The organism is Acinetobacter sp. CFCC 11171 (assembly GCF_003268405.1).
Lineage (GTDB): Bacteria > Pseudomonadota > Gammaproteobacteria > Pseudomonadales > Moraxellaceae > Acinetobacter > Acinetobacter amyesii.
The window spans coordinates 1-326 of the sequence record NZ_LQXP01000125.1 but is presented as its reverse complement, the minus strand read 5'-3'; the positions used below and the strand labels follow the sequence as shown (position 1 = coordinate 326).

Annotated in this window: 1 protein-coding gene; it reads right to left on the bottom strand. The window is 44.5% G+C overall.

Annotation, left to right across the window (positions count from 1 at the left end; translation table 11 throughout):
* On the bottom strand, nucleotides 1-326 hold a 326-nt coding region (locus AVJ20_RS18155; protein ID WP_162689825.1), incomplete at both ends, for a MobA/MobL family protein.

Below are 326 nucleotides of genomic sequence, written 5' to 3'. Positions count from 1 at the left end.
TTGCATCATTTTCAAGTGCAATTCTTGGCAGCACAATTTCAGTGTTACGTTCTTCAAGCGGTCTTTTTTGTTCCTCGTCATATTGTCTGCGAAGTGCTGTAGCTTCATGCCCTTCATGATGAGTGGGTTCAAGAAAGTCTAAGCCCTGATCCTTGTAACTCCGGTGGTCGATGCGTTCGTCTAGTCCGGCATTTTCCAATACTGTGTTTACAACATTGGCAAAAGTTGCTCGGCTGTCCTTCAGGATCTCGGGACCATGGTCGTTGAAGATTCTTTGTTTCTTTCCTAATTCGCCTTTTTCATTGATGAGTCTGGTCGTGAACATC